Raw genomic sequence first — 21,549 nt, 5'->3', positions numbered from 1 at the left:
TTATCAATTTACCGTCATAAAAAATAATTTTCACAAGAAGCTTGGAATCAACATCCTGATACCTTTACCTTTATTATGTCATACATAATACAAATTCTTAAACTTAACCTTGTTATGAAATTCAACATTACGCGCTTAAAAGTGCTGCTGAGCCTTGCCGGGGTTTGCCTGGCGATGGCCCTGCAAGCGCAGTCGGGCAGGTTACTCACCGGCAAGGTGGTTTCCGAGGACGATAAGCAACCGCTTCCGAACGTCACGGTTTTGCTCAAAGGAAAAAGCGTTGCCACAGAAACTTCGGTGGACGGCGATTATTCGATCCAGGTGAGCGGCGGCGATGTGGTGCAGTTCAGAATGGTAGGTTACGTGATTCAGGAAGTGCCCGTGGGCGCGGCTGCGACGCTTGATATTTTTCTTAAACCAGATGTTTCCTCATTGAATGAAGTCGTAGTAACGGGTTATGGATCAGCCAGTCGGACCAAGATCACTTCGTCTATTGCCAAGTTGGACGCAAAGGTTTTGGAAACGGGAATGCGCTCCAATCCGGCCCAGGCGCTGGCCGGGACCATTGCCGGTGTGCGCGTATCGACGGCAACGGGGCGCCCAGGCTCGGTAGCAACGATCACAGTGCGCGGCGGGACCAACTTCGACGGCAGCGGGAGTCCGCTGATCGTGGTCGACGGCCAGGTCCGCGGGTCATTAAGCGACATTAACCCGGATGACATTGAAAGTATGGAAGTGTTGAAGGATGCTTCTGCCACAGCGATTTACGGCGCGCGCGCCAGCAACGGTGTGGTGCTGATCACTTCCAAAAGAGGCAAGGCCGGTTCTTCTTCCATTACATTCAAATCCAAAACCGGGATCAACTTCCTGAATGTGCCTTACGATTATCTCAATGCAGAAGATTATATCAAATGGACGCGGATGGGCGTGGTGGAAGCCATCAAGAACGGTGTAACCACTTCATCGTTGCTCAGCGGCGTTGGCCCGCGCGGCACAGGCAACTTATATAAGGATGCAAACGGCAACATTCTCGATGGAAACTACGATTCCCGCGCGATATGGAGCACAATGAGACTCACCGACCAGAACCGTGAGCTGCTAAGTGCAAACGACGGCTGGAAAACGATGAAAGATCCGATCAAAACCAACGAAGCAGGCGCTTACGATCCCAACGGCACCAATGCTGATCTGATTTACAAAGGCTTCAATTACGGCGATTATGCATTCAAATCACCCGCTATTTCGCAGGATTACAACATTGGGATGAATGGCGGGAATGAAAAAGGCGGTTATTATGCCAATTTGGGTTATTATAATGAAGACGGGCTTTCGCTGGGCACATTCTATCGCCGGTTAACCTTTACATTGAATGGCGATTATAAGATCAAAAGCTGGCTGAAATCGGAGAGCAGTCTTGCATTTGCAAGGGCCAACTGGCGGGATCAGTCGCTGCAAAACGGCGAGGCAAACTACTGGGGCAGAATGCTCTCTGCGCCACCGACCATGCGTGGAACGAATGCAAATGGAGCGCTTATCCTCGGCCGCGATGCCAACGACGGCAATCCCAGCCTGAACCTGGACAAGTACAAAAGAAGAAACCAGTCCGACAAATTCACGCTCGGGCAAGCATTCAAGGTTGATTTCAGCGATGACTTGTTTTTGCGTGTGGGCGGGATATTAATGTACGACGAGGCCGAAGCCGAATCTTTCAACCGCGACTTCCGGATCGGAATCATGAGCACAACCAATCCGAACACAGGCTGGAACCGGGACAGGACTTCATCCGCAGGCTTCGATCGTACCATTCGTCAGACTTACAATGCCATTTTGAACTACAAAAAATCATTTCTTGGCAAAAGTTACATCGACGCCATGGCTGGATTTGAATACTACGACGAAGCCACGCGTGGTTTCTCCGCAGCCGGCAGACTGGCGCCCACAGATGATTTCCAGGATCTCGGCCTGACGATCAACGACGCCAATACACGCAGCATAGATTCCTACCATACCCAGGAACGCATTATCTCGGGTTTTGCCAGATTGAATTATGATTACGACGGCAAATATCTGGCTTCGTTTACCGTAAGACGTGATGGTTATTCGAGGCTGATCGGCGATAATCAATTTGGCACTTTCCCGGCATTCTCTGCGGGGTGGCTTGTGCATAAGGAGGAATTTATGGCCTCTACCCAGCAATGGCTTTCTTTCCTGAAACTGCGTGCGAGTTATGGAAAAAATGGCAACATCGGCATTGGTACCAACAACGGAATCGGTGTTTATGAGTTGCAGGGTGCTTACAGTTCGCAAATTCCCTACAATGGCAGCATTGGGTTTTTGCAAACCGGCGTAGCCAATCCGAACCTGAAATGGGAGAAAAGCAATACGGTGGAAGCGGGCGTGGAAATGGGATTCTTCAATAACCGCATTACAACCAACATTGCCGTTTACAATCGCGTGACTACGGACAAAATTGCCAGCGTATTGCTGCCGACATCCGCAGGCGTGACGAGCATTCGTACCAATAACGGAAGCATGCGCAACCGCGGCGTGGAGCTGGAAGGAATTTTCAAGGCGGTCCAAAAACAGGATTTCACTGTGCAGATCGGAGCGAATGCGGCTTATAACAAGAATCTGGTGCTGAAACTGCCCTTTAATGGCAATGCGAATAACCGTCAGGGCGGACAGCGCATTTACGATCCGCGGTCAGGCAATGTGATCTGGGCGGGTGGATTGCAGGAAGGGCAGGAGCCGGGTGAAATTTTTGGTTACGTGAGCGACGGCATCATCCGCACAGGTGAAGATCTGGACAAATACAATAAAATAGACATTGCCGCTGGCGAAGTGCAATATGGTGCATCAGCCGGAAAACGGGTTGCCAGTAATGCACTGATCAATTCAAAAAACCTGAACCGGGCCACTTACATCTCCACGCAACTGGGCGATATGATGTGGAAAGACCTGGATCAGAATGACACCATTGATACGCGCGACATGGTTTCACTGGGGCGGACGATTCCAAGATGGACGGGCGGTTTCAACACGACGATCCGCTGGAAAAACCTCTCGCTGTTCGCAAGGATGGACTTTGCATTGGGACATAAACAAATGGATTTCCAGCAAATGTGGTCGCTGGGCAGCTTCCAGGGCGAATTCAATGCAACCGAAATGGTAAAAGAAACCTGGACACCCGAAAACCCAAACGCAAAATATCCGCGCTATACCTGGGCGGATCAGTTGAATTCCAAGAATTTCGACCGGCCGAGCAGCATGTTCTGGGTAAACTCGTCTTACCTCGCTTTCCGCGAAGTTTCCCTGAGCTACACCGTTCCCTCGTCGTTGTTGCAGCGGGCCAAGATCGCCGGATTAACATTTACTGCCACGGGTCAGAACCTGGGCTATGTGACCAACAAAATGCTGAGCCTACCTGAGCGCACCGGCTCGCAAAACAGCGCTTATACTATTCCTACCACCCTTATTATCGGAGCCAACTTCACTTTTTGACATGATGAAAAAGATCAGAATTTACATCTGCTGGGCACTGCTGTCAGTGCTGGGCAGCTCCTGCCAGGATGCGCTTGAACTCGTTCCGCAGGATTATTTCGGGGACAGCAATTTTTGGCAGAACGAATCGCAGGTCAGCAATTTTATGGTGGGCTTGCACAAGCAATTCCGCGATAACCAGTTTCAGTTTTTGCGCCTGGGTGAGTTGCGCGGTGGAAATTACAGCACGGTAGACCGCCAGGCCACGTCCCTGAATGAGCTTCCGGTGATCGAGCAGCGGCTCGAAGAAACGTCTTCGGGCGTGAGCAATTGGGCGGGGTTTTACGGGCCTATTTTGCAGATTAACCTATTTATCCAAAAAGTGGAAGCGATCAGTTTCCTGCCTGAAACGCGTAAAAGTTACCTTTTGGGTCAGGCTTATGCCATGCGCGCTTACTACTATTTCCATTTGCTGAGAACTTACGGCGGCGTGCCGCTGGTGCTGGAAGCCGATGTTTTGAATGGAACCACCGATGCCGTGCTTCTACGGAAAGCGCGTGCGGCCGAGGCCGATGTGCTGGCAGCGGTGAAGGCGGATGTAAACAAGTCTATCTCGCTTTTTGGCGCGCAGGCTGCGGTTACCGATAAAAGCCAGTGGTCGCCGAATGCGGCTTTGATGCTGAAAGGAGAGGTTTTTCTGTGGTCTGCCAAAGTATATGGCGCAACAGCCGATCTTGCAGAAGCCAAAACAGCATTAGATGCAGTGACAGGCAGCGCGTTACTTCCCACTTTTGCCAATGTTTTTGCCTATAACCAAAAGAACAACAACGAGATCATTTTCGCGATCCGTTTCCGGGTGGGAGAGGCTGAAATGAACGGCGTGGCGGCTTACACTTACTCGACTTTCAATTTCAACGGGCTGCATTATAAGGATTCAACGGCGAGTGCAGGCGTAGGGAATTTTCTTGTGGACCCGCTCGTCCTGGCCGCGCCCAATTCCCAGCAGGTTATTCAGCGGTATGCTTACACCTTCGAGCTTTTCCAGTCTTACGATGTGACCGACAGCAGGCGTAACGCGACTTTTTATGATTATTACAAAGTAAACACGGACGTAAAACCCTATGTAACTACGATCAGGAACACTGCTTTGGTCAAATTCCTGGGAACGATTGATGCCAACAAACGCTATTTTTCCGATGACTGGCCCGTTTACCGCGAAGCTGACCGCCTCTTAATGCTGGCCGAAATCACGAATGCAGAAGGCGGCGATCCCACACAATACGTTCAGCCCGTGCGTGACCGTGCTTTTGCCCCTGCGAAAGATCCGAAACCATTTAAAAATGCAGGAAAAGACGCTAACGAGCTGGCGATTTTTGAGGAGCGTACCAAAGAATTTGTACACGAAGGAAAACGCTGGTACGACCTGCGCCGGATGAAGTATGGGGCTGAATCTCTTATATTCAAGAGTGCAAACCATCCTTACGGAGTCTTAGACAAAACCACCCAGGCTTACCGGATTCTGTGGCCGATCGAGGCTGCCATCTGGACCAATGATCCGCTCGTTGCACAGACGCCCGGTTATACTACTGCAAGACCTAACTGATTTTGCCCGGAATGTCCTGTGAGTGCGTTACGCTCGGTTCAAAAATGCTCACTTACAACAGTAAACTGCGCTTTTTGAACCTTCGCAAGCCTTCTCAGAGAACATTCCGAATAAAATCAAATACATAGAGAGCTTTACATTTCAATATTTAAGACCAATGAATTTACATTTGAAAGGCCTCATTGCCGCTCCGTTTACACCCATGCGCGCCGACGGCAGCCTTAACCTGGATTTGATCCCGGCCTATTATCAATTTTTAAAACAAAACGGCATCAACGGCGCATTCATCTGCGGTTCCACGGGCGAAGGCGTTTCCATGACCGTTTCCGAGAAAAAGCAGGTAGCCGAGGCGTGGGCAGATTGCGCCGGTGACGATCAGGATTTCACCATTATGCCGCTGCTGGGCGGAACCTGTCTTGCAGATTGCATTGACCTGGCCAAACATGCCCAGGAGACCGGATTGGATGCGGTTTCATTCACGAGCCCGTTTTACTTTAAACCTGCCAATGTGGAAATGCTGGCTGAATGCATTATCGCCATTGCCGAGCGGGTGCCAGAGATGCCGTTCTACTACTACCACATTCCCGTGCTGACCGGCGTCGGTTTTCCCATGTTCGATTTGCTGAAAGCGATTGACGGGCGGATTCCAAATTTCGCGGGCATCAAGTATACGCATGAGGATTTCATGGACTTTCAATCTTGTCTGAATTTCCAAAATGGCAAATATGATATGCTCTGGGGACGCGATGAAAACATGCTTTCTGCGCTGGCCGTGGGTGCAAAAGGTGCGGTAGGGAGCACATTCAACTACGCCGCGCCGCTGTACCATGCGCTGATCGAGGCATTTGAACAACATGATATGGACAAAGCGGGCGCGTTGCAGCAGCAGTCCATTGATATGATCCGTTTGCTGGGTAAATACGGTGGGATTTCCGTGGGTAAGGCTTATATGAAGGTTGTTGGGATGGATTGTGGTACATTTCGCCTGCCGGTAAAAAACATGAGCGAGGCGCAGTTTGAAGCATTCCAATCGGACGTTGCCGCGCTGGATTTTGATACATTTAAATCAGGCCAGCCGATGGCCAAAACCACTCATTGATGCAGCGCCAGATTCCTTTTCTCTGTTTTCTACTTTGCTTACATTTTATGTGGTCACCAACCCTGCATGCCCAGGATCAAACGGCGAATGAGATCGTGTGGACGGAATTAACCAATCTGCCGCCCGCATCCGACGGCCAAAAACAACTGGGCGTAGCCGGTGCATTCACGGGCGTACACAATGGTGTGCTCATCGTCGCAGGCGGCGCTAATTTCCCGAATGGTATGCCCTGGGAAGGTGGCAAGAAAGTGTATCGTGACGAGATTTATGTTTTGCAAAAAAAGCAGAATGCGTACGAATGGATCGCCGCCAAAACGCCTCATTTGCCTGTAAAAACGGCTTACGGCGCGAGCATTTCTGTGGCGGATGGAATTGTTTGTCTGGGCGGAGAGCAGGAAAATGGCGTGAGCAACAAGGCATTTATCATGCAGTGGAATGCTGCAAAACAAGAAATAATTTCTAAACCCTTACCGGATATGCCGGTTGCGCTGGCCAATGCCGGCGCGACCGCAATCGGTAACACGATCTATGTGGCGGGCGGCGAAAACAATGGCAGGCCGTCCGACCAGTTTTTTGCCTTAAATCTTTCGGAATCTGCACCTAAGTGGGAAATTTTACCTGCGCTGCCGGTTGCTATGTCGCATTCCGTGGTGGTGGCGCAGCACAATGGCAAGCAGCCGCAGGTGTACGTGCTGGGCGGGAGAAGCGCGACGGCGAGCGGGATCAGTGATTTGCATAGCAGCAATTTTACGTTTGATCCAGCGAAAAAAACGTGGCAGAAACTGGCAGATATCAGTGATGGAAAGCAGATTACCACCTGGTCGGCCGGAACGAGCGTGGCCAGCGGCGCTTCCTACATTCTGCTGATCGGCGGCGACAAAGGCAATGTGTTTCACCAGATCGAAACATTCAATGCGCAGATCACAAAGGCGGAAACCGCAGCATTGAAACGAAAATTGCAAGCTGAAAAAGTAGCGCTGCTGACTTCCCATCAGGGTTTCAGCAAAGACATTTATCTATACAACACCATTACCAACGCCTGGACGACCCTGGGCGAGCTCCCCGATCCGGCGCAGGTTACGACCACAGCTGTGAAATGGGACAACGACATTTTCATCCCCAGCGGCGAAATCCGCCCAGGCACGCGCACACCCAACATTACCAAAGGCAGCATTCAGCACAAGCCATTCTTTTCCTGGATCGACTCGGCCGTTTTGGGCATTTGTTTCCTGTTAATGACAGCCGGACGGTTCCTTTTTACCGGAAAGACCAGCAACACCGACGACTATTTCAAAGGCGGTGAGCGCATTCCGCAATGGGCTGCGGGCATCAGTATTTTCGGGGCGAAACTCAGCGCGATTACGTTCATGGGCATTCCCGCGAAAACATACGGGACGGACTGGACGTACTTTTTCCTGCTTATGACCATCATTATGGTGATGCCGCTGGTGGCCCGTTATTTCATTCCTTTTTACCGGAGATTGCACGTGACTTCGGCTTACGAATACCTGGGTAAGCGCTTCAATTACGGTTCGCGGGTGATGGCTTCGGCACTTTATGTGTTGCTCCAAATCGGCCGGATGGGCATTGTGGTGCTGCTTCCCAGCATTGCGCTGACGTTGGTAACAGGCATCGACATCAACATTTGCATCATTATGATCGGCGCGATCAGCATTTTCTTCACTGTCAAAGGCGGCATTGAAGCCGTGATCTGGGTGGAAGTGATCCAGGTTCTGATCCTGGCGACGGGTGCATTGTTCTGTTTATTTTATCTCCCGTTTCACATTACCGACTGGGATGCAGGCTTTAAAGCAATAGACAATGCGGATAAATTGAAGGTCTTCGATTTCCGTTTCGACTTCACGGAACCCACATTCTGGGTCGTGGTGATCGGCGGGCTGGCCATTAACTTACTGACTTATGGGACGGACCAAACCACGGTGCAGCGATACCTGACGACCAAATCCGAAAAGGAGTCGATCAAAAGCCTGAAACTCGGCGCGTGGCTGACATTGCCTTCGACATTGGTTTTCTTCTCGATCGGGACTTTGCTGTTTTTGTTTTTTCGCGAGCATCCGCAGGAGGTTAATATGGCTTTGAATGATCAGGACAACATTTTTCCTTGGTATATCGTAAGCCAGCTTCCGGCAGGATTGTCGGGGTTGCTCATTGCGGGCATCTTTGCGGCAGCCATGAGCAGCACAGAGGCGAGTATGAACTCCACGGCCACCTTGCTGACCACCGATTTTTACCAGAAATTCAAACCCGAAGTTACACCGAAACAAACGCTGTTTTTTGCCAGAACCACCACATTGTTACTCGGCATTTTCGTGACCTGCATTGCCCTCTACATGGCCCATAAGGGCGTTTCTTCGCTCTGGGATAAGTTTAACACTATTCTTGGCTTGTTCACAGGCTGCATCGGCGGCGCATTTATCCTCGGCATTTTTACCAAAAAAGCCAGTGGAAACGGCGTCATGATCGGCATGGCGATCAGCTGCTTCACGCAGATCCTGATCCAGCACTATACCAGCATTCATTTGCTGATGTACGCCTTCACCGGCCTGGTAAGCTGCGTGGTTTTTGGTTATTTATTTAGTTTAGTGATGCCCGCAAATCGTGATTTGAAGGGATTAACAATGTACGAATGATGGTCAGGTTCCTGTTTTTGCTGCTGCTGAATGTGCTCGCTTTTCATTTTTCCAAAGCCCAAAATGCCGTGGATAGCAAGCTTGCATTGGCCCCGGTTTTCTCGGACCACATGGTTTTGCAAAGAAACAAGCCCATTAAAGTCTATGGAAAAGCGGCTGGTGGGGGCAATGTTACAGTTGAGTTTTTGGGTCAAAAGATCAGAGCAAAAGCGGATCAATCCGGGAAATGGAATGTTGTTTTTCCGGCGGTGAAAGAGGGTGGTCCGTACGTGATTTCTGTTGCTGCAAATGAGCAGAAAATCAATGTAAGTAATGTGCTTGTTGGCGATGTGTGGCTTTGTTCGGGCCAGTCGAACATGGATTTTTCATTGCGGGATGCGCAAACCGGACCGGACGAATTGCGGGCGAATCAGTTTAATTCGGATATGCGATTGCTGAAAATGGGAGGCGCTGTTTCGACGGGTGATGTGGCCTGGGATTCCGTAGCATTACAGAAAGTTGATAGGTTTGAATTCTTTTCAGGGAACTGGAAAACGCTCGATAAAGCATCTGCAGCGTCCTTTTCGGCGGTGGGTTATTATTTTGGTAAACAAATAAAAAAGGAAACTAATGTGCCCATCGGCCTCATTCAGGTCGCATTGGGCGGCTCTCCGACAGAATCCTGGATCGACCGCGCACTTTTGGAAAAAGATCCGCAATTCGCCGGAATGCTTGGTGACTGGTCGCATTCTGACCTGGTGATGGATTGGTGCCGCGAGCGCGCCGCTAAAAACATGAGTAATGCCAGTTCCAAAGATCAAAAGCACCCTTACCAGCCTGGTTACAGTTTCCAGGCAGGCATCGCACCGCTCGCCGGTTTTCCGATTGCGGGCGTAATCTGGTATCAGGGCGAGAGCAATGTGTTCAATGTTTCGCTGCACGAGCAGCTTTTTACCATGCTCGTCAAAAGCTGGCGCGAAAAGTGGCGTGATGCATTTCCATTTTATTATGTCCAATTATCAAGTATCGAACGACCTAACTGGCCTGAATTCCGGGATTCGCAACGAAAGCTGCTAACCAAAATTCCAAATTCCGGTATGGCGGTAAGCCACGACTTTGGTGACTCACTGAATGTGCATCCGACCCGCAAAAAGCAAGTAGGAGAGCGGCTGGCATTGCTGGCGCTTCGGGACCATTATCATAAGCCTGTAATTGCCAATGGTCCGATTCCCGAAAAAGCCACATTGAAAAACGGAGCAATACGGATTCAGTTTTTAAATGATAAAACAACATTATCTCAAAATAAAGCTTTGCCAAAACAGAAGCTTTCAACCAAAAACAATGCGCCGCTGACCGGCTTTGAACTGATAACCGAGAGCGGCAAACGGATGTCCGCAAAAGCCAGGATCGAAGCTGACGAAGTGATCATTACTGTTCCGGCTGGCGAGCAGGTTAAGAATGTTTTATACGCCTATCAGCCATTCACACGCGCAAATCTTTATAATGAGGCGGGTTTGCCTGCTTCGACTTTTTCAATAGCAGTAAAATAAAAGCAATGCATTACACAAAATCAGAACTGGAAAACCTGGGGGATTTTTACAAAAATCAACTGCTGAACGACACGTTGTCGTTCTGGTTCCCGAGGTCGCTGGATAAGGAGTTTGGCGGATATCTTTTAATGCGTGATCACGACGGAACATTGATCGACGACGACAAAGCCGTCTGGATCCAGGGCCGCGCGGCATGGCTGCTGGCGACATTATACAACACCGTGGAGCCGAGGCAAGAATGGCTGGAAGGTGCGAAGTCGGGCATTGATTTTTTGAATAAACATTGCTTTGACACCGACGGACGCATGTTTTTTCATATGACGCGTGAAGGTGAGTCCATTCGCAAACGCCGCTATTTCTTTTCCGAAACATTCGCCGTCATCGCCAATGCAGCCTACGCAAAAGCCAGCGGCGACCCCGAAGCCGCCGAAAAAGCACGTTATCTCTTTGGCAAATGCATTGAATACGCAACCATTCCGGGACTGCTCGAACCAAAGTTCACGTCCACCCGCCCCGCCAAAGGAATCGGCGTGCCGATGATCCTGATGAACACCGCACAGCAGCTCCGCGAAACCATTGGTGATCCGCGTTGTGATGCATTAATCGACCAGTTTATTGAAGAAATAGAAAGGGATTTTGTCAAAGACGATATCCAATGCGTGATGGAGCAAGTGGCGCCGGATGGCAGCATTATCGACCACATTGATGGCCGCACGCTGAATCCGGGACACGCGATCGAAGGGGCGTGGTTTATTTTACACGAAGCCAAATACCGCAACAACGATCCTAGCCTGATCGCGCTGGGCTGCAAAATGCTCGATTATATGTGGGAGCGGGGATGGGATAAGGAGTTTGGCGGCATTTATTATTTCAGGGATGTTTATGGCAAGCCGGTGCAGGAATACTGGCAGGATATGAAGTTCTGGTGGCCTCATAATGAAGTAATCATCGCCACGCTGCTGGCTTATACGCTCACGCAGGATAAAAAATACGCCAAATGGCACACCTTGGTGCACGACTGGGCTTATACCCATTTCCACGACCAGGAACATGGCGAATGGTTTGGTTACCTGCACCGCGACGGAAGCGTGGCGCAAACGGCCAAAGGCAATTTGTTCAAAGGCCCATTCCACCTGCCGCGACAGGAATGGTATTGCGCGCAGCTGATGCAGGAATTGGTCGGAAAGGAAGCAGCGAAAAACATCGTGGAAACTGAAAAACAGAACTTTTGAATATGAAAATGATAAAATTCACCCTCATCGCATTGTTGATCTGCCAGTTCGCCGTCCAGGCGCAGAGGCCCGTATTTGTGTCGGGCGCGGAAGGTTATAAATCATTCCGAATCCCTGCCATTGTAAGCGCGCCGAATGGTGACCTGCTTGCATTTGCAGAGGGCCGCGTGGCCGGAAGTGGTGATTTTGGTGATATTGACATTGTGATGAAACGCAGCAAGGATAAAGGCAAAACGTGGTCGGCGTCGCAAGTGGTGGCGGGTTACGATAAGCTGCAAGCCGGAAATCCGGCCCCGGTGTTCGACCTGAGCGATCCGGCTTTTCCGAAAGGGCGATTGTTTTTGTTTTACAATACCGGTAACAACCACGAAGGCGAAGTAAGGAAGGGAAAAGGACTGCGCGAGGTCTGGTATATCACCTCAACCGATGCCGGCGCTACCTGGACAGAACCTGTGAACATTACCACGCAGGTCCACAAACCCAACATGCCGGACGTGAATGCGGCTTATCATTTCAGCGAAGATTGGAGGAGTTATGCCAACACGCCCGGGCACGGCATGCAGCTTACCGAAGGTCCGTATAAAGGAAGGATCTACATTGCCGCCAACCATTCTGCGGGAGATCCAAAGCCCAAAAGTGCAGATTACCAGGCACATGGCTTTTACAGCGACGATCACGGCAAGACATTTAAACTGAGCGAAACCATTTCTTTTGAAGGCTCCAACGAAGCTACGACGGCAGAAATTTCAGGTGGAAGGGTCATGTTCAATGCCAGAAACCAGCACGGCGATGTGCGTGCGCGCATTGTGGCGGTGAGCAGTGATGGTGGTGTGAAATGGGATACTACTTATTTTGACCACAACCTGCCGGATCCCGTATGCGAAGGAAGCATTCTGACCATTGGCAAAAACAAAAAACAAAACATCCTCGCATTCTCCAACGCTGCCGACACCAAAAACCGTGATAACCTCACATTAAGGATCAGTTTCGATGATGGAAAAACATGGACGAAACAGTATGTAGTGGATAAAAGCAACGCCGGTGAAAGGGACTTTACTGCGTACTCTGATCTTGTAAAAACAGGAAAAAAGACGATCGGAGTGCTTTATGAACGGGACGGTTATAAATCGATTGTATACAAAGAGATAACCTGGGGTAAGTAGGTTAGCTGTTTTTATGCAAAATCGAGGACAAGCCAAACCCCTGATTTTAACAAAACATATATGCAAACGCGACCCATTTACGGCCTGATTTTAGCAGGTATGCTGACGTTCAGCGGTAGTTTTTCAGTCTGTGCACAGGATAAGTTGAATGTGATCAAATCCGGCAGTGCGAAGGAAATGCATGCTTTTTTCAAATATACAGGCAACGACAGGCTGCTGATTGCGGGACATCGCGGTGGTATGGTGAAGGGATTTCCTGAAAATTCGATTGCTACTTTTGAAAATACGCTGAAACATACGCCGACATTTTTCGAGATCGATCCGCGGCTGACCAAGGATAGCGTGATCGTTTTGATGCACGACGCCACGCTGGACCGCACCACGACCGGAACGGGAAACCTGAAAGATTACACTTATGAAGAACTGAAAAAGTTCAGGCTGAAAGATGCCGAAGGTAATGTGACCAACTTTCAGATCCCGACCTTAGCGGAGGTCATTGAATGGGCGCGGGGGAAAACAATCCTGAACCTGGACCGCAAAGACGTGCCTTTGAAAATGACGGCTGACCTGATCCGTAAATACAAAGCCGACGCCTTCGTCATGCTCACAGTGCACAATCCCGCAGAGGCAAGGTTCTACCTCGATGATAACAAGGACCGCATGTTTTCCGCATTTGTCACGAACAAAAAGCAGTTTGACGAATACGAGCAGGCGGGCATTCCTTTTACCCAAATGATCGCCTATATCGGTCCGCGTGTGAAGCCCGACAACCAGGAGCTTTACACCATGCTCCACAAAAAAGGCACCATGTGCATGATATCGGCGGCTTCCTCTTACGACAAGCTCAAAAGCGCCGAGGAAAGAAAGGCTGCGTACATCTCCATTGTGAAAGACGGCGCGTCCATACTTGAAACGGACCTGCCGATCGAGGTCGCAGAAACCGTGGACGATCTCATCAAAAAGGATACGCCCAAGAAGAAATTTTTCGGAAGAAAATAGCGGCTGGTTGAGAGCTTCGCATCGGTGCACTATACCAGAGGTTACTACTAACCTTTGGTATACTACTATATAATGAATAGTTACAAGATCTATGTTTGTGCTGCCAATCAGAAATGGTTCAATGATCAGTATAAACATAACTCTTGCACAATGTCAAAAATAGTTTGGAATGTAGATCCCATGCATTCGGAAGTTCTGTTCAAGGTAAAACACCTTGTTATCTCAACAGTAACAGGATCATTCAAATCCTTCAACGGCCAAGCCGTTACCGACGGAGATGATTTCGGGAATGCAGAAATTGAATTCACGATCGATGTAAACAGCGTGGATACAGGGCAGCCTGCGCGTGATGAGCATTTGAAGAACAGCGACTTCTTCGAGGCAGAAACTTATCCGCAGTTCAACTTCAGATCCACCTCATTTACCAAAATCAAAGCCGATTTATACAAACTGAAAGGTAACCTGACGATGAAAGGTGTTACCAAAGAAGTGGAATTGGAAGCAGAATATGGCGGCACCGTAAGGGACCCCTGGGGCAATACGAAGGTAGGGTTTGAAGTGACGGGGGTGATTGACCGCAAAGACTTCAATGTTACATTCAACTCAGTGACGGAAACTGGTGGCCTGGCTTTGGGTGAAAACATCAGGATCATCGCCAATATCCAGCTCGCGAAGCAGGTAGCTGCCTGAGTTGTGTACAAAAAAGGCTCCGACTTTTACGTCGGAGCCTTTCTAATTTCTTAGAACGTACTAACCCAGTTTGCCGGACATAAGAATCCTCACTGATAAAACCACCTGGCTTTATATACCTTCATATCCGGGAATGCAAAGCTGCGTTCGGGAGCAAGGAAACGTACGTGATAAGTCCACCAGCTTTTTTCCGGGATTGTGAAAATGTACTGGCCGGAGCGGTCCCGGTTCAGGCTCTTGATATTTTCAGCATCGGGAAATCCTTTGATCTTCGTGAACTGATGATCGTTCTGGTTGAAAATCCATGCGCCGGTATGTTCGGTTACGAACAGGGTATTTTCATCCGAAGTAAGGCCCAGTTCATGCCCGCCTTCACCGGGGATCTTCCAATGCGCTTTCAGGGCAAGACTGTTACCATTCAATTTATACTCCCGCAAAACATCAAAGCCCAATGCGAAAAGGCTTTCCCTTTTGGCATCCCACACAACACCGTGCGCTGAATACAGGCTGTCTGTAAAGAGCGGCTGATTGGGTTTGTTGAGATCGAAAAGCATGATCTTGTTTCCTTTGGCATGCGTGGAAGCCGCAGCTGCCAGCCTGTTGCCGGGAAGCAGTGTAATGGAATGTGCATTGGGCACTTCCGCGAAGAAGGTAACTTTTTTATCAGCCACGTTCAGGATTGCAATCGCTCCGGACGAGGAAGAAATCAGTATTTGTTTTCCATTGTTAATGGATTTGCAATCGTCAGTCGAGTTGAACTTCCGGTTTCTGAACTCCTCGGGAAGGTCCTGGGCTTCGTGCGCATCCCAGCTCCATATTACCTGGGGAATGCTGTCGCGGGATTTGTTGTAATCGACAATCAGGATTTTGCTGTCGCCACAAACGAGGAAGGATTTAGGTGGAATGGCTTGCGCATATTCCTGATTTAGCCACGCTTTTTTCAAAGATTCGTAATTGGGTTTCAAATCTTTAAAGCTGTAATCGTTATCGGCTTTCTTGACAGCCTCATACATGAAAGAACCCTGGTAACCCACTTCGACAAGAGCTGAAATTACTTCATTCCAGTCGATAACTCCTTTTCCAGGCAGCCAGTGGCGTTCATTTACATTGTCATAATCTGAAATATGAATCATGCGTATGCGCTTGTTCACTGCCCTCACAAAATCCTGGGGCGTTTCTTTCAGGAGGTGATTGGAGTCAAAACAGATGCCGATGTTGTCGATACCGTCGAGTATCTGCAGGATTTCCTTGCTCGTGTTGCCCAGGCAGGTGCGCGGGAGGCATTCGATGTTGAGCGAGGCGCCTTTTTTCCGGCAGTACACTGATAACTCTTTCAGCGATTCCCGGCAAGCCGCTATTTTAGCTGTCCGCTCCGCATCTGCAATCGGCTCCGTACTCGGGTGGATCACGATCTGTTTCACCTTCATTTCCATTGCCAGGTCAATATACTCTTTGGCATTGCGCAGGATCTCCGGCCTCTTTGCGGGATCGGTTTCGGCCAGGTCGAACTTTTTCCCATAAGGAATATGTGTTGACCAGACTATCAGCCCTGCCTTTTTTGCATCCCGGTAAAAGTTCTTCACAAAAGCCAGTCGCTCCGCCGGTGTACCATTTACCAGATCCGGCTTCCAGTTAAGCTCTACGTGTTCAATGCCGCTTGCTTTCACCTCGCGTAAAGTCTCGGGTGTCAAATCCGGGAACAAGCCGGAAGCTGTGCCCAGCTTCCAGCTTTCCGGAATTTTTTTGGTACCCTGAGCAACACAAGGTTGAAAAACGTAGCCTGTCGCCAGTACAGCGAGCAGTATCAGGTATTTCAATCGTGCTATCCCTTCATTCATGGTTGTTCCGGTTTTAGTATCCAACGTTTTGTTCAAGTTTAGGATTTCTGTCGCGTTGTACATCCGGGATTGGCCACCAGTAATCGCGTTGGGCATTGAATGTGCGGGTCATGATCGGCTTGGCCTCGTAAGTAAGAACGGGCGCATTCAGTACCCTTTCGGCCGTTTTCCATCTGCGGATATCCGTATAGTACAAGCCTTCACCTGCAAATTCTACCCGGCGTTCCAGACGGATGATCTCACGCATTTCTTCTTTCGTTTTGCCTGCGCTTACAGTTGGCATTCCGGCCCTTGCGCGTATTTTGTTCACCGCGTCCAGTACCGTTGCGTCCGGAGCTGCGGAAACTTCGTTTTGCGCTTCGGCATACATGAGCAATATATCTGCGAAGCGGATCACCATATAGTTGGTCTCCGAGCGACCATCCTGAAGATTATTGGTGTTGGCCTCTTTATCATAAATGGTATACTTCTTCGTACCATATCCGGTTACCACAAACCGGGAAGGGGTAACCACCTCACCCTGGAACACATCGCCCGGATATACGATCGTCTGGTACATACGCGGGTCGCGGTTGTCGTGCGGCTTGGCTGGGTCGTACAATGGCGACTGTGATTGCGGCAGTCCGTCTTTCATCAGGTACGCATTCACAAGATCGCGCACGGGTGCATTCGTATTGTACTGGCGACCGATGAGGTCAAAAGAGTTGCCTTGCTGGGGCGCGATAAACTGCACGTCAAAGATCGACTCGCTGCTGTTTTCGTTGGCAGGAAGGAACAATGCGCGGTAGTTTGGAAAAAGGGCATACCCAGTTCCGGGAAGATCCATTACCGCTTTGGCTGCATCGGCTGCAAGCTTCCATTTAGCCACATCTCCCGACGTATTCACCAGCGGGCTCGCTTCAAAAAGCAGTGTTTTTGCTTTCAAAGCGAGCGCCGCGCCTTGGGTTGCTCTGCCTTTATCCGTTGCGGCCGCATACTTCACCGGCAACGCAGCAATGGCCGCATCCAGATCTTTCATGATCTGCTGTACCACATCCTCCCGCGAATTGCGCGGCAGTTCCGACTGGGTAGCCGGGTCTGGCTTGTCGAGGATCAAAGGCACACCACCGTAGTAGGTTGCAAGCGTGGAGTAATACAATGCTCTCAGGAAACTGGCTTCTCCCTTCATCCGGTTTCTCAATGCGGCATCCATGGACACGCCATCGATTTTTGCAAGAAGCGTATTGCAACGTCCGATCCCGCGATAGGCATCGTCCCACCTGCTGGTGATGATCGCCGAGTTGCTGGCAGTTTGTGTACCGGCTCCGATCACGTTCCAGCCTCCCGAGTTGTCGTAATTATATGCATTGGGCGTGGCCGTTTCTTCCCAGAGGGGCGTTGCGGTGCCACCGTACATGCCTGCATTGCGTAGAACAGCGTAGCAGCCGGTCAGGCCCATGATTGCATTGGATTCGGATGTCCAGAACGTTTCTTCGGTATACCGGTCATTGGGCTGCACATTCAACATATCGTTTCCGCAGCCGGCCAGGAATAAGCTGAGCGTAAAAACGCATATTATCTTTTTCATAATGTCTTTTTAAGGTGGGATTAGAAAGTAACATTCAGACCAAAACTCACAGTCTTGAGCATGGGATAGTCGTAAAGGTTATCAGCCGTGATATTGCGTTCAGGATCAGAGTCTTTGTACTTCGAAAAAGTAAAGAAGTTCTGAACATTGGCAAACAAATTCAGCTTGCTGATCGATGCCCGCGAAACCCACTTCTCGGGAAAAGCATAATTGAGCTGAATGTTCTGCGCGCGCAGGTACGATCCGCTTCTTAGCCAGGCAGTTGAGCCCTGGTAGTTTTCCGAAGCTCCCTGCGGCGTGGTAAGGATAGGCAGCTTTGCGCCCCGGTTTTCCGGTGTCCACGAGTCAGTTGCCCATTCTTTGGTCAGTCCGGCGCCGTTGTTCACCGGATAAGCCAGGTTGGCAGTTGGGTAAATGTTGATACCCTGCACACCCTGAAAGTAGGTATTGAGGCTAAACTGTTTGTAGGTCAGGTTGATCGCAAAGCTGTAATTCCATTTCGGTATGGAAGATCCGGTGATTACGCGGTCGTCTCCGTTGATCGTACCATTGCCGTCCACATCCTTGTACTTGATATAACCCGGCTTCACCGCACTGCTCACTTTTGCGCTGTTGTTTACTTCTTCCTGTGTCTGGTAAATGCCCTCGGCCTGCAACAAATAGTAAGCGTCCAGTGCGTAACCTTCTTTCAGGATCCTTCTGCCGTTGATTACAGTCTCGCCATTCAGGTCGACGATCTTGTTTTTAACATAACTTACAGAAGGACGGATTTCATACCTGAATGCACCAATCCGGTTTCTGTGGCTCATGGTAAGTTCAAAACCTTTGTTGTCCACCACCCCGATATTGCTTTGCGGACCTGCCAATGCGCCGATCTGCGAAGGCAATGCTACCTGCCGCAATATGCCTGATGTTCTCTTCTTGAATACCTCAAATTCAGCAGAAAGCTTTCCTGACCAGAACTCTGCATCAATGCCGGCATTGTAAGTGGTGGTAGTTTCCCATGAAATGTTCGGATCGTTGTAGGAAGTAGCCGCAGCACCGGGTTGCAGTAAATTGCCAAACGAGTAGTCAGCGCCCAGATTAACCACATTGAGGTAGCTGTAAAGCGGTACAGCCTGGTTACCCAGCTTGCCGATAGATGCGCGGAGTTTCAGAAGATTGATAAAGTTTACGTCAAAGAAGCTTTCCTGGTCAATGCGCCAGCCGGCAGAAAGGCCGGGGAATACGCCCCAGCGGTTATTTTGACCAAAACGCGAGGAACCATCGTACCTTAAAACCGCTTCAAGCAGGTATTTTTCTTTAAAATCATAATTTGCCCGGCCGAAAAAGGAGGTAAGCTTGTCGCGTGTTACTTCGCCACCAATTACCGGATTCAATGCGCTGGCTTTTAAGTCAGTAAGCATGTTTCCCGAAAGGTTTTCTATGCTCGCATTGAACAGGCTGTTGTCAAAATCGTTATAGCTCGTTCCCACCAGGGCAGACAAGTTGTGCCCGCCTGCAAATGTTTTGTTCCAGGAAAGCGTCTGGAAGAAGTTCAGATTAAGGTTGCTTACGTTACCATTGTAGGAAACCGTCTGGCCGTAGTTCATTACTGCCAGTGTAAGCGGATCGTAGGTATTTACCCTTGAATTAAAGCGTCTTTCCACATTATCCAGTTTGTCGATACCCAGGTTGACACTGTACTTGATATCATACGGAAGCTGGTAATCAGCAAAAAGCTTGGCGAAAATGCGCTGCACGGTAGGTTTGCGGTAACCTTCTTTTACGAGTTTCATCGGATTTTCGATCAGGTTACGTCCGGGTGTCCTGAACACGACGTTACCATAACGGCCATCTTCCACATAGGGCGTAAAAATGGGCAGTACGCGCATCAGCGAAGTAAAATAACCGCCGGTACCATCTGCCGGCTCGGTGGATTTGCGGTAGTTGGCAATGATATTGGCTCCTACCCGCAGCCGGTTTGTTACCTGCGTAGACAGGTTCAGGTCTATCGAATAACGTTTTGCATTATCGTTGGCGATCAGCACGCCTTTCTGGTCCATGTAACCCAGGGATAGCTTGTAAAGCGTTTTGTCAGTTCCTCCTGAAAACTGCAGATGGTGCTGGTTGAGCGAGCCATTTTTCATTACCTGGTCAAACCAGTTGATATTCGGGTAAGCATACGGATTGCTGGCCATTCCATTTCTGTATTGCTCAATCTGCGCGTCCGAATAGTCCACCACGGTTTTGCCTTCGTTGCGCAGTGCCTGGTTTTTCAGTTGCATATACTGAATGGGGTCCCAGATCACGTCCGGCATCATCGTCGGGCTTTGGATACCGTGCGAGAAGTTGTAGCTGATCTTGCTTTTACCTGCTACTCCTGTTTTGGTCGTGATCAAAACAACACCGTTTGCAGCGCGGGAACCGTAAATGGCGGCCGAAGCATCTTTCAACACGGTAATCGTTTCGATATCGTTGGGATTCACCTCATTCATATCGTATTCCATTCCATTGACCAAAACCAGCGGGTTGCTGTTGTTCGTCGTACCTACACCCCTGATGCGAATGGTGGCGTTATCGGCGCCGGGACGTGACCCTGCCTGGTTTACCCAAAGTCCTGATACACCATGCAGTGCCTGACTGGCGTTGGTTACCGGGGTATTTTCCTTGGTTTTCATATCCAGCATAGAAAGCGCGCCTGTCAGGTTCACCTTCTTCTGCGTTCCATACCCCACTACTACCACTTCTTCCAGCGCTTTTGTGTCCGGTTTGAGGGTGATGTCCAGGGTAGTTTGGCTGCCGACAGCAACTTCCTGGGTCAGGTAGCCCACAAAGGAGAATACCAGCACATCGGAATCCGTCTGCGCGGAGATCTGGTATTTTCCATTTACATCGGTCGTTGTTCCCTTCTGGGTCCCTTTGAGCAGTACACTTACACCGGGCAAACCGGCGCCTGTTTCATCGGCGACGGTCCCGGTAAGCAGCCGGGCAGCGGCATTTACGGACTCAATGGTGCCCGTGGGCTTCTGAGGAAGTGCTTTCTCCTCCTTTTTCTCTGTTTTAAGTAAAATCCGGTTTTCCGAAACAGTGTAGCTGACTGCGATCGGTTTCAGAAGATCCCTTAAAATCGCATCCAGGTTTTTGTTTGTAGCATTGACATTCACTTTCTGGTTAATGTCAATCACACTGGAACTGTACACAAAACGCACATTGGTCTGACTTTCAATCGACAAAAGCACTTTTTTTAATTTAACATTCTCCAATTTCAGGGAAACAGGCCTGCTGAGTATTTCCTGTCCGGCGGCTTCGCGGGCATACGCAAATCCGCAAAAAAGCAGAATGATGAGAAATTGGTGAACTGACATTTTCATTGCTCGCCAGGCCAGGCCTGGGATCCGTAATTTTTTGTTCATAAATTGTTAAGGTCTAAGGTTTATACGACTTTAAACAGGTGCATTTCCGCTCGTAAGATGTCGTTAACAGGCGTCGGGCGGTGTACTTTCATAAGCCGGCAATGTTGGCGCATTGTCGGCTTACTTTCTTTCGGGTAATTGGAAAAGGGTTTAGGGAAGTGCTTTAATCAAGTGGGTTAAGGGTTTAGGTGAATAAAAAATGTAAAGTTGCTCGCTTCGTGTTATTCCCGTATTAAGAAGATTTCATCAGAAGTTTAAGATTTTCAATACTGTGAATGCGGGCGCACTTGACGGGCTGTGATC

12 protein-coding genes are annotated in these 21,549 nt (G+C 49.5%); 9 read left to right on the top strand and 3 right to left on the bottom strand.

Annotated elements, in window-relative coordinates; all coding sequences use genetic code 11:
• Nucleotides 1-114: 114 nt before the first annotated feature.
• The 9 genes from ASG33_RS11010 (at nt 115) to ASG33_RS10970 (ending at nt 14,446) form a co-directional block, all read left to right on the top strand.
• The gene (locus ASG33_RS11010; protein WP_056284424.1) at nt 115-3,501 is read left to right on the top strand and encodes a SusC/RagA family TonB-linked outer membrane protein; all 3,387 of its coding nucleotides are present in this window, start codon (nt 115-117) and stop codon (nt 3,499-3,501) included.
• 1 nt (nt 3,502) lies between these two features.
• The gene (locus ASG33_RS11005) at nt 3,503-5,083 is read left to right on the top strand and encodes a RagB/SusD family nutrient uptake outer membrane protein (RefSeq protein WP_056284420.1); all 1,581 of its coding nucleotides are present in this window, start codon (nt 3,503-3,505) and stop codon (nt 5,081-5,083) included.
• Between the two features lie 157 nt (nt 5,084-5,240).
• On the top strand, nt 5,241-6,182 hold the full coding sequence (locus ASG33_RS11000) for a dihydrodipicolinate synthase family protein (protein WP_056284416.1): 942 nt from the start codon (nt 5,241-5,243) through the stop codon (nt 6,180-6,182).
• Between the two features lie 47 nt (nt 6,183-6,229).
• Complete coding sequence (locus ASG33_RS10995) at nt 6,230-8,833, top strand: sodium:solute symporter family transporter (RefSeq protein ID WP_056284413.1); 2,604 nt, start codon at nt 6,230-6,232, stop codon at nt 8,831-8,833.
• Entirely contained in the window at nt 8,830-10,362 is a 1,533-nt protein-coding gene (locus ASG33_RS10990) for a sialate O-acetylesterase (RefSeq protein WP_056284410.1), read from the top strand. Before ASG33_RS10995 ends, ASG33_RS10990 begins: the two co-directional genes overlap by 4 nt.
• 5 nt (nt 10,363-10,367) lie before the next feature.
• Nucleotides 10,368-11,594 carry an AGE family epimerase/isomerase gene (locus ASG33_RS10985; RefSeq protein ID WP_056284405.1) on the top strand — a complete coding sequence of 409 codons (1,227 nt, stop codon included), beginning with the start codon at nt 10,368-10,370 and terminating at the stop codon, nt 11,592-11,594.
• A gap of 2 nt (nt 11,595-11,596) precedes the next feature.
• A complete protein-coding gene (locus tag ASG33_RS10980; RefSeq protein ID WP_082489187.1) occupies nt 11,597-12,757 on the top strand; it encodes an exo-alpha-sialidase in 1,161 nt (386 codons plus the stop codon).
• Between the two features lie 60 nt (nt 12,758-12,817).
• Entirely contained in the window at nt 12,818-13,756 is a 939-nt protein-coding gene (locus ASG33_RS10975) for a glycerophosphodiester phosphodiesterase family protein (protein WP_056284402.1), read from the top strand.
• 150 nt (nt 13,757-13,906) lie between these two features.
• Complete coding sequence (locus tag ASG33_RS10970; RefSeq protein ID WP_056286374.1) at nt 13,907-14,446, top strand: YceI family protein; 540 nt, start codon at nt 13,907-13,909, stop codon at nt 14,444-14,446.
• Between the two features lie 89 nt (nt 14,447-14,535).
• Here the strand turns inward: ASG33_RS10970 and ASG33_RS10965 are convergent, their stop codons facing one another.
• From ASG33_RS10965 to ASG33_RS10955, 3 genes are read right to left on the bottom strand one after another with little or no spacing between them, the layout of a single operon-like run.
• Entirely contained in the window at nt 14,536-16,284 is a 1,749-nt protein-coding gene (locus ASG33_RS10965; RefSeq protein ID WP_056284395.1) for a DUF6528 family protein, read from the bottom strand.
• A 13-nt stretch (nt 16,285-16,297) separates the two neighbouring features.
• On the bottom strand, nt 16,298-17,851 hold the full coding sequence (locus ASG33_RS10960) for a RagB/SusD family nutrient uptake outer membrane protein (protein WP_056284391.1): 1,554 nt from the start codon (nt 17,849-17,851) through the stop codon (nt 16,298-16,300).
• Nucleotides 17,852-17,871: 20 nt separating this feature from the next.
• Nucleotides 17,872-21,246, bottom strand: coding sequence for a TonB-dependent receptor (locus ASG33_RS10955; protein WP_056284388.1), 3,375 nt, complete (start codon nt 21,244-21,246; stop codon nt 17,872-17,874).
• Between the last annotated feature and the right edge of the window lie 303 nt (nt 21,247-21,549).

The sequence above is a fragment of the Dyadobacter sp. Leaf189 genome, from assembly GCF_001424405.1.
Lineage (GTDB): Bacteria > Bacteroidota > Bacteroidia > Cytophagales > Spirosomataceae > Dyadobacter.
The sequence above is the reverse complement of the archived record's forward strand: the minus strand, read 5'-3'. Positions and strand labels throughout refer to the sequence as shown.

Coding starts and splice junctions, on each gene's coding strand:
- ASG33_RS10965 (WP_056284395.1), bottom strand. CDS start 16,284: ATGAATGAAGGGATAGCACGATTGAAATACCTGATACTGCTCGCTGTA.
- ASG33_RS10995 (WP_056284413.1), top strand. CDS start 6,230: ATGTGGTCACCAACCCTGCATGCCCAGGATCAAACGGCGAATGAGATC.
- ASG33_RS10970 (WP_056286374.1), top strand. CDS start 13,907: ATGTCAAAAATAGTTTGGAATGTAGATCCCATGCATTCGGAAGTTCTG.
- ASG33_RS10960 (WP_056284391.1), bottom strand. CDS start 17,851: ATGAAAAAGATAATATGCGTTTTTACGCTCAGCTTATTCCTGGCCGGC.
- ASG33_RS10955 (WP_056284388.1), bottom strand. CDS start 21,246: ATGAACAAAAAATTACGGATCCCAGGCCTGGCCTGGCGAGCAATGAAA.
- ASG33_RS11010 (WP_056284424.1), top strand. CDS start 115: ATGAAATTCAACATTACGCGCTTAAAAGTGCTGCTGAGCCTTGCCGGG.
- ASG33_RS11005 (WP_056284420.1), top strand. CDS start 3,503: ATGATGAAAAAGATCAGAATTTACATCTGCTGGGCACTGCTGTCAGTG.
- ASG33_RS10985 (WP_056284405.1), top strand. CDS start 10,368: ATGCATTACACAAAATCAGAACTGGAAAACCTGGGGGATTTTTACAAA.
- ASG33_RS10975 (WP_056284402.1), top strand. CDS start 12,818: ATGCAAACGCGACCCATTTACGGCCTGATTTTAGCAGGTATGCTGACG.
- ASG33_RS10990 (WP_056284410.1), top strand. CDS start 8,830: ATGATGGTCAGGTTCCTGTTTTTGCTGCTGCTGAATGTGCTCGCTTTT.
- ASG33_RS10980 (WP_082489187.1), top strand. CDS start 11,597: ATGAAAATGATAAAATTCACCCTCATCGCATTGTTGATCTGCCAGTTC.
- ASG33_RS11000 (WP_056284416.1), top strand. CDS start 5,241: ATGAATTTACATTTGAAAGGCCTCATTGCCGCTCCGTTTACACCCATG.